This window comes from Calditrichota bacterium (genome assembly GCA_013151735.1).
Classification (GTDB): domain Bacteria; phylum Zhuqueibacterota; class JdFR-76; order JdFR-76; family BMS3Abin05; genus BMS3Abin05.
On record JAADHR010000179.1, the window covers coordinates 86,248 to 94,606 of the forward strand.

The 8,359-nt window shown below is 47.9% G+C and carries 8 protein-coding genes and 2 riboswitches; all 8 genes read right to left on the bottom strand.

The window, feature by feature from the left end:
* Positions 1–7: 7 nt before the first annotated feature.
* Positions 8–1,009 carry an aspartate-semialdehyde dehydrogenase gene (locus GXO76_12640; GenBank protein ID NOY78703.1) on the bottom strand — a complete coding sequence of 334 codons (1,002 nt, stop codon included), beginning with the start codon at positions 1,007–1,009 and terminating at the stop codon, positions 8–10.
* Positions 1,002–2,261, bottom strand: coding sequence for an aspartate kinase (locus GXO76_12645; protein ID NOY78704.1), 1,260 nt, complete (start codon positions 2,259–2,261; stop codon positions 1,002–1,004). The genes GXO76_12640 and GXO76_12645 overlap by 8 nt, the downstream gene beginning before the upstream one ends.
* Positions 2,242–2,631, bottom strand: coding sequence for a hypothetical protein (locus tag GXO76_12650; protein ID NOY78705.1), 390 nt, complete (start codon positions 2,629–2,631; stop codon positions 2,242–2,244). Before GXO76_12650 ends, GXO76_12645 begins: the two co-directional genes overlap by 20 nt.
* 17 nt (positions 2,632–2,648) lie before the next feature.
* Complete coding sequence (locus tag GXO76_12655) at positions 2,649–2,924, bottom strand: MoaD/ThiS family protein (protein ID NOY78706.1); 276 nt, start codon at positions 2,922–2,924, stop codon at positions 2,649–2,651.
* Between the two features lie 30 nt (positions 2,925–2,954).
* Positions 2,955–4,178: a threonine synthase gene (locus GXO76_12660; protein ID NOY78707.1), complete on the bottom strand. Its 1,224-nt coding sequence runs from the start codon at positions 4,176–4,178 to the stop codon at positions 2,955–2,957.
* A 215-nt stretch (positions 4,179–4,393) separates the two neighbouring features.
* A riboswitch (SAM riboswitch) is annotated at positions 4,394–4,518 on the bottom strand.
* Between the two features lie 73 nt (positions 4,519–4,591).
* Positions 4,592–4,715, bottom strand: a riboswitch (SAM riboswitch).
* A 31-nt stretch (positions 4,716–4,746) separates the two neighbouring features.
* Positions 4,747–5,274 carry an NUDIX hydrolase gene (locus tag GXO76_12665; GenBank protein NOY78708.1) on the bottom strand — a complete coding sequence of 176 codons (528 nt, stop codon included), beginning with the start codon at positions 5,272–5,274 and terminating at the stop codon, positions 4,747–4,749.
* Between the two features lie 22 nt (positions 5,275–5,296).
* Positions 5,297–6,697 carry a hypothetical protein gene (locus GXO76_12670; GenBank protein ID NOY78709.1) on the bottom strand — a complete coding sequence of 467 codons (1,401 nt, stop codon included), beginning with the start codon at positions 6,695–6,697 and terminating at the stop codon, positions 5,297–5,299.
* Positions 6,698–6,708: 11 nt separating this feature from the next.
* Complete coding sequence (locus GXO76_12675) at positions 6,709–7,992, bottom strand: aspartate aminotransferase family protein (protein NOY78710.1); 1,284 nt, start codon at positions 7,990–7,992, stop codon at positions 6,709–6,711.
* Between the last annotated feature and the right edge of the window lie 367 nt (positions 7,993–8,359).

Consider the following 8,359-nt stretch of genomic DNA (forward strand, 5'->3'; position numbering starts at 1 on the left):
CCTCTTTTCAGTGTCGCGATTGTAACCAATATTCAGCAATTTGAAGTGCATTCGAAGCGGCACCCTTTCGGAGATTGTCCGCAACAACCCAGAGATTCAGCCCGTGAGTCACGCTAAAATCTCTGCGAATACGTCCGATAAAAACCTCATCATGTCCCCGGGCCTCCCGGGCGAGCGGGTAAACGGCCTCTGCAGGATCATCTCTTAAAATAATGCCCGGGGTCTTCAGGTACAGATCCCGCACGGAGTCCAAATCAAAGTCTTTTCTCAATTCTACATTTACCGAAACCGAGTGACTGCTTTCCACCGGCACACGAACCGTAGTGGCCGTGATTCGAAGATCGGGCAGGTCAAGGATTTTTCGGCTTTCGTGCACCATTTTCATCTCTTCGTCCGTGTAGCCATTTTCCAGAAATGTTCCGATATGCGGCAGGCAGTTGTTGAAAATCGGGTGAGGGTAAACCCTGGCGTAGTCCTCCTTTTTTCCGTTCCGTTCGGCCCTTAATTGTTCAAGTGCCAATTTTCCGCTGCCCGATACGGACTGGTAGGTGGAAACGACAACCCGTTCCAGGCCAAACGCCTTTTCCAATGGGGAAAGCGCCAATACCGTCTGGACAGTGGAACAGTTCGGATTGGCAATAATCCCTTGATTTTTAAAAAGCTGCTTGCCGTTAATTTCAGGGACAATCAACGGGACTGCCGGATCCATTCGATACGCCTTACTGTTGTCGATGACCAGTGCGCCGGATTTGACGGCCTCCGGTGCCCAGTCCAGACTCACCTGATTGGTTGAAACAAAAAACACAAGATCAAGTCCCGCAAAACAGTTCGGTTCCAGGCGTCGAAGGGGGTAGGAGCGATGTCCAACCTGCAACTCGTTGCCCTCCGATTGCTCGGAGGCAAACAGCCGAAGATCACGAAAAGGAAAGTTGTGTTCGCCAATCACCTCAAGCAGGGTGCGGCCCACCAACCCGGAGGCGCCCACAATTCCAAGCTTTGGATCAGGCAATTTTCCTCCTTTGAATATCTTCAAGTCCGAATTCGTCGTGGAGTACGGCTACGGCTGTTTCAGCCAGGCCCTCGGGAACCACGCAGGCAATTTTAATTTCAGACGTACTAATTGAGAGGATCGGAATTTGATTTTCCAACAACGTCTGAAAAACCCGATAGGCCGTGCCGGGGGTACTGGCGATTCCTGAACCCACCACGGCGATTTTAGAGACATCCGTATCCACCTCGTAAAAGAAATTTTTGCGCCGGCTCTGAAGTTCATCCAGGACGCGTTTAACTCCACCCAATTGGTCACTTGAAACAAGGAAACTGATGGAGGTGTTTCCGTTAGAGCTGGCTCCCTGAACAATGATTTTGATATTGATGTTTTCCTGGGCTAATTTCCCAAAAATCGTGAGAAAATTTTTGGGGTCTTTGGAATAGTCCTTTATCCGAATTTGATCCACCTGCTTGTCGAAGGCTATTCCGGTAATGGCAACCTTTTCCAATGTTTCATCTCCTATGATCCATGTTCCCGAATTTTGCTTAAATGAATTGCGGATAACCAGTGGCACGTGATATTTTCTGGCAACTTCCACGGCGCGGGTCTGCATCACCTGAGCTCCCTCGGAGGCCAGTTCCAGCATTTCGGAGTAGGAAATAAAGGGAAGCAGCCGGGCCTTCTTAAAATACCGCGGATCGGTTGTGAAAATGCCATCCACATCGGTGTAGATTTCGCAGCGATCGGCTTCCAAAATGGCGGCAAGAGCCACCGCTGTCAGGTCGGAACCGCCGCGTCCGAGAGTGGTAATCTCGCCGTCCTGGCTTATGCCTTGAAATCCCGCCACCAGAACAATTTTATCTTCATTTAAGTGCTTTAAAATACGGCTTTTGTTGACGGTCTCAATGTGCGCATTGGCAAATTGCCCGTCCGTTTGAATGCCTGCCTGGTGTCCCAAAAGGGAAATACAGGGATACCCCATGTCGTTCAACGCCATACTCAGGAGGGCAATGGAGATTTGTTCACCTACCGAGAGCAGCAGGTCCATTTCCCGGCGCGGCGGGTTTTGGTGTACCTGGCGTGCCATGTTTACCAATTCATCGGTTGTTTTGCCCATGGCCGAGATGACGGCCACAACGCTTCTGCCGCGCTCTTTTTCAGCGGCAATTCGTTGGGCAACCCGTTTCATTTTTTCGATGTCGCCAACGGAAGTGCCGCCGTACTTCTGAACCACGATATTTTTCAGGGTGTTATTCGAGTCCACCGGCATTGATCCAATCCTGTTTGAGTTGAAGTTCCTCTTGAACGGAGTCTTCCGCGTGTTCAAGCTTTTTGATTTCCAAACGTTCACTTTCAACAAAGTGCGTGTAGATTTCAGGTTTCAATTCATAGGCAATGGCCTTGAATTCTTCAGCGTAGCGTTCTTTCAAAAGACTGTAAACAAGGGAATCGTACGCCGTATGATTGCCATTTAGGATAAAATCCTCTATTGCAATCAAGTCGTCAATGTATTTGCGTTGATCCTTGAGATTCCAATGTTTTCCTGTGATAACATTTCGGATGAATTGTGACTTTACATGAGAATATTTTGCGATAGAATCCCGGACAGACCGGGTGTCTTCAGGAACAGACGGTTTCATGGTTGTCACCTCCTGATTTAGCCACCTGCGATTGCTGAAATCACGGTTACCTTATCGTTTTCTGAAATGGGTGTATCCAGTCCATTCAGAAAGCGGATGTCCTCATTATTGACGTAGACATTAATAAATCGACGCAATTGGTTTCGATCGTCGAAGATTTTTTCCTGGATTCCGGGATGTTTGGATTCCAGGTCGTCCAACAATTCGCGGACGGACGATCCGTTCAACAGGACCTCTGTTTGTCCCTGCGTCATTCGCCTGAAGGGCCGCGGTAATTTTACAGAAACTGCCATAGCAAAATCCCTTTCTTACGTTAGTTTGGCTCATTTTAGGACTTTTTCGAAATCATCATAGTCGGCATTGATAATGGGAATGGAGTATGTGGTCTCAGACAACACCTCCACTGTCTTTAACCCCTGTCCCGTAATGGCTGCAACCGTTACCTCATCCGGATGGATGTGTTTTTCCTCAACCAGCTTTTTTAGAACCCCGATGGTTACACCACCGGCGGTTTCGGTGAAAATCCCTTCTGTTTCAGCCAAAAGTTGAATTCCTTCAACGATTTCCTCATCGCTCACATCATCCGCACGGCCTCCGGATCGCCGAATGGTTTCCACCGCATAGTAGCCGTCGGCGGGATTACCGATAGCCAGCGATTTAGCAATGGTCTTCGGTTTCACAGGCTGGATGTCAGGATAATTTTCCTTAAAAGCCGTTGAGATCGGGGAACATCCCGAGGCTTGCGCGCCAAAAAATTTAGCCGTGTTCTTTTGGATCCAGCCGACTTTTTCAAATTCATTAAATGCCTTGTTAATTTTATTGAGCAGCGATCCTCCGGCCATTGGAAGTACCACGTTGTCCGGTACCTGCCAGTTAAGCTGTTCCAAAATTTCATGCCCCATGGTTTTAGAACCCTCGGCGTAATAGGGGCGGAGATTCACATTGACAAAAGCCCAGCCCTTTTCATCGGCGATTTCACTGCAAAGCCGGTTGACGGTATCGTAATTTCCCCGGACTTTAATGAGCCGGGGGCGATAAACGGCGGTGGCCATAATCTTAACGGTTTCCAGATCTTCCGGGATGAGAATGTAACTCTCCAAACCAGCCGAGGCGGCCTGGGCAGCCACTGCATTGGCAAGATTTCCGGTAGATGCACATCCCACAACCCGAAATCCAAATTCAATTGCCTTGGAAATGGATACCGCGACCACGCGGTCCTTAAACGACAGGGTGGGATGATTAACCGCATCGTTTTTGATGTAGAGATTCTTCAGTCCCAGAGTATCGCCCAGGCGCCTGGCATGAATGAGCGGTGTGAAACCTACGTCAAAGCCCACTTTGGGAGGCTCGCTCAGTGGCAGAAATTCCCTGTACCGCCACATGTTGGGCGGACGGCTTTGCAACATCTCCCGGGAAAGCGATTTTTGAATAGCGGCATAATCATAGTCCAATTCCAGCGGCCCAAAACATTCCTCACAAGCGGTGAGCGAGGCCAGCGGATATTTTTTCCCGCACTCCCTGCAAACAAGGTGTGTTGCAAACGGCATAAAGCCTCCCTGAAATCTTTTTATTCTTGGTTCTGTTAATTGGCGTCATTTAGTCTTGCGAAGGTTTTTAAAGCCATAAAACATAATATGTAAGACATTGAACAATTCAGTGTGTTGAGTCTTACATTGGACATAACCTTCGCAAGGTTGATTACTAAAACAAAAAACCCCTTCGAGTATGGAAGGGGTTTTAAACGTTACCAAACACCGACCATCTCGCATCTTTCTCGCCACAGGCGAGCGGGAGTTGGCACCTGACTTTCGGGGGTTTTCATAAAACCGGACCGAAACGGTTGCCGTGGCTTCGCAGGGCCCGTCCCTCAGCCACTCTGGATACGAAATGAATCCTATTGCAAAGATCACATACAAAAAAAGCTCCTTCGAGATGGAAGAAGCTTTAAAGACCTCTCCACCCCGCATCTTTCCCGCCAAAAGGCGAGCAGGAATTGGCACCTGGCTTCCGGAGTTTTTTCAAACTTTCCCGGAACGGTTGCCGTGGCTTCACAGGGCCTGTCCCTCCACCACTCTGGATACGAGATGAGCTAAAAATTTTATTTAATATACGATATTATCGGGCGGATGTCAAGAAAAAATTAGAATGTTCGAATTTTTTCAGTACCTTTTCAAATATGGGAATTTCAATTTTGGGCAGGTTGTTCCACGCAAAGGCAGCAATTTCGGTGGCATCGTCGGCTGCCTGCATATTTCCTCCCGTTACATGCACAATATATGTAATAACCAGAACACTGCCATAAACGTACGATTCTTTTTGGGAGATGTCCAGGAGTGAAATAATCTTTCCACTCAGCCCGGTTTCTTCTTTCAGTTCCCGCAAGGCGGCCTCTTCAGGCGTTTCCCCGTATTCAATGAATCCGGAAGGGATGGCCCATTTCCCGGCAAAGGGTTCGTTTTTGCGCCGAATAAGCACCAGGCGTCCATCCGGCAGAACGGGCAAAATGGCTGAAGAGGGTACCGGATTAAAATAGTGTGTCCAGCCGCAGTTGGGACACACCTGAACAAATGAGCCGTTTTCCGAGCCTTCTTTTAAGGGTGTTGCACAATAGGGGCAATAGTTAAAGAGCAATTTTTTGAGCATGTCCGTTTCCTGTTTTTAAAAATTACCGTTTTATTTTTCCCGGAAGACGATATTCGTAACGTTTTCGTTTGATTTTTTCTGTAATAAATTTGTCAATTCGACGGGAGGTTTGAAAAAACCGCCAGATAAAAGCGTCTTGCTTGTAATATTTTTCAATTTCTTTTTCGGTAAGCGGTTCCAGGGCAAGATCACGAAAATCTTGCGCAAAGATTCGGTTAGCGTCTTCCACCAGTTGCGGAATAAACTGGGGAAGCCCCTCTTTGTACAGATTTGCGATTAAATCGATGACAACCGAGCGAAAATCGTAGTACCGGTCCAAAACGTCCTGAAGAAAAAACATCCGGATGACGGCGCGCAGAAAGGACGGGCTGTTCTTGATGAAAATTTCGGGATCCAACTGCTCTTCTCCATTGACGCGATACAGGGGGGTGCTGGTATCCAGGTAAATAAGATCGGCCTGAATTTGCTCGTCCAGATTATCGGTTTCGCGGTCTTCGAGCGCCCAGTTGGAAATCTGGCCGTCCAGGGCGATTTTCAGATCGTCGCTCGTCTGATTAAAATCCCACACCTTTTTCATCTCATACAAAACCCTGCGGAACAGATGCCGCCCCTGTTCCGGGGTCAGGCGGTGAATAATCTTATGTCCGATGAGGTCAGGGTTGACCATTTCCTGAAGTGCGTAGACCGACACGGTTCCATTCTCTCGAACCACGTACCAGATTTTTTGCTCCGGAACGCGAAGGCCGCATTTTTCGATCAGCAATTCGCGGTACTCTCGGTAGATTTTCTGATATTTTTTCACATCCTCCAACGAAGGGAAAATCGGCATGCGTTTGTAAATCCAGCGCGTGCTTTGCCGGTTTGAAAATTTACGGGCCGGTTTCATAACGGTGGATATTTCGCCGTAGCCCAGTATTTTCAGTTCGAGCGGATATTTAAGCAGGGCATGGTAATCCCTGAAAAACTCCGCGGCCAGGGTCTGTTCATTTTTCAGAAGTTGAATAAAATCCTGCCAGTTTTCTTCAGAGATGAATTCACAAAGTGTGTTCGTTAACAAATCCTTCAGGAAGATATTTTCCTGATTCAAAAGGGTGGTAAGGGCAGGTTGGCCGCAGCAGCCTGTAAAAATAATTTTGAGTAATCGTACGGTAACGGTTGGATTTTGAATCCGAAACCGAAGAAAATTTTCCAGCTCTGTGGGATTTGCTGACAGCAGGTCGTCATTGGCCTGAATAATTTGTTGAATCATTTGAAGCACGGGCTCATTTTTCAATATCTTTTCCGGAGATGATTCGGTGGATACTGTTTTCCCGTGAATAAAGATTTTTCGGCAGCGGTCTTCAGCGGGTGTCTGACTGACTAATTTTAACAGGCGCCGTTTGAGATCGGCTGCCTGCCAATAGCTCTGGATAATTCCTTCCATTGTAAACTCCATTACAGGTCTCTCACAAAGAATTTCACGGCCTGCATCATCATTTTTGTTTTCAGGCTGTTTAAATCGCTTATGGATTTTTCAAGGATAGTCAGAATGTCGTCTGCCTGATTGAGGGTCGTAATAAGGGGCGGCAGAAATTGCACCACGGAGGGGTCGTTCCCGGAAAAAACGGCAAAAATACCGTTGTCGTACAAAAGCTTGGAAAGAGCCATGGCCTTAAGGGGAGCATCGAATTTGAGGCCGATCATGAGGCCTTTCTGTCGGACCGTGAATTTGGGTTTGGTCACGCGTGCCGCAATTTGTCGAAACCCTTCACTAAAATGATCTGCCAGTTCATTCACGTGAGTCAGAAATTCCGGTTGAGAAGATATTTCTAACACCTTGAGTGCCGGGAAGCAACCCACCTCACTTCCGCCAAAGGTTGAGATGTGAATAAAGGGATCTTCCAGGAAGATTTTTTCCAGGTCGGGTTTGAAACAGGTTGCCGTAATCGGGTAGAGCCCGCCGCTCAGTCCCTTTCCAATGACCAGAATGTCCGGTTCCACATTCCAGTTTTCTACCGCCCAGAGTCTCCCGGTGCGGCCCAGCCCGGTTTGGACCTCGTCGATAATAAAGAGAGCGCCCCGGTCGTTGCAGAGCTTTTGCACCGCGGGGAGATAATCATCATCGGGAATGACCATACCGAGTGTGGCGGGAATGGGTTCCAGAATGACGGCGGCTGTCTGGTCGTCAATGGCTTTGTCCAGCGCCGGGATGTCATTAAAGGTGAAATTATTCAGGTGAATGCCGAACCGTTTGCGAAATTGCTCGTGACCCGCGGCAAGGGCCAGCCCGGTGTGTCCGTGGTAGCCGCCCTGAGCCGAAATGATTTTGGGTCGCTGTGTGTGACCCATGGCCAGCTTCAGTGCAAGGTCAACGGCTTCTCCACCGCCCACGCCAAACACCGTTTTGGAGATTTTTCCGGGTGTGAGTTCGGCCAGTTTAGCCCCTAACCGTGCACGTGCCGCACTGATCAAATGGTGATTGCCGATGTCGAAATCCTGCATCCCGTTTTGAAGAGCAGACAAAATATCGGGATTGCGATGGCCGAGGTTAAAAACCCCGCCGTTGCAATGGCAATTAATCAGTCGCTTGTCGGATTCAATGTCGTAAAAATAGATGCCTTCGCGTTTGCCCATAACAACATCCATCCGAAATTTTTTGAAAAAGGCCACTTTCCCTTTGGAAACAAAGTCAGCATAATCGGAAAGAATTTCCTTTTTGTTGGCATACCCGAAGTACATGAGGAGAATCTCCTTTTAATAAAATTCACGGCCATGCATGAAATTGCCTTGGATGGTCTATTTTACATAACTTCAATGAAAAAGTCAAGTTGAAATTGTTGTCGTTTCCAAATGGATGATTTTTTTAAAAGGTGAAAGTTTGGGTATGTCAATTTTTTCACAGAGATCGCGGGAATGTTCGGCTTTCGATTTAGGGAAGTGCATTTCGCTTTCAATAGTGGGGTTGGATGCAATTCATTCGTGAAAATTCAAGAAATTCGCGGATAAAGATTTTCGCCGAGGCAGTTCGGAAAAATCACTGCCTTCCCTTTTAATCGGTCAAATTTCCGGCTGATCGCCAAAGAGCCACATGGGGCCGCCGGCCGGA

Excerpts from the sequence above, each read along its gene's own strand:
- GXO76_12655 (NOY78706.1), bottom strand. The coding sequence starts at position 2,924 with ATGGCAGTTTCTGTAAAATTACCGCGGCCCTTCAGGCGAATGACGCAG.
- GXO76_12650 (NOY78705.1), bottom strand. The coding sequence starts at position 2,631 with ATGAAACCGTCTGTTCCTGAAGACACCCGGTCTGTCCGGGATTCTATC.
- GXO76_12675 (NOY78710.1), bottom strand. The coding sequence starts at position 7,992 with ATGTACTTCGGGTATGCCAACAAAAAGGAAATTCTTTCCGATTATGCT.
- GXO76_12645 (NOY78704.1), bottom strand. The coding sequence starts at position 2,261 with ATGCCGGTGGACTCGAATAACACCCTGAAAAATATCGTGGTTCAGAAG.
- GXO76_12670 (NOY78709.1), bottom strand. The coding sequence starts at position 6,697 with ATGGAAGGAATTATCCAGAGCTATTGGCAGGCAGCCGATCTCAAACGG.
- GXO76_12665 (NOY78708.1), bottom strand. The coding sequence starts at position 5,274 with ATGCTCAAAAAATTGCTCTTTAACTATTGCCCCTATTGTGCAACACCC.
- GXO76_12660 (NOY78707.1), bottom strand. The coding sequence starts at position 4,178 with ATGCCGTTTGCAACACACCTTGTTTGCAGGGAGTGCGGGAAAAAATAT.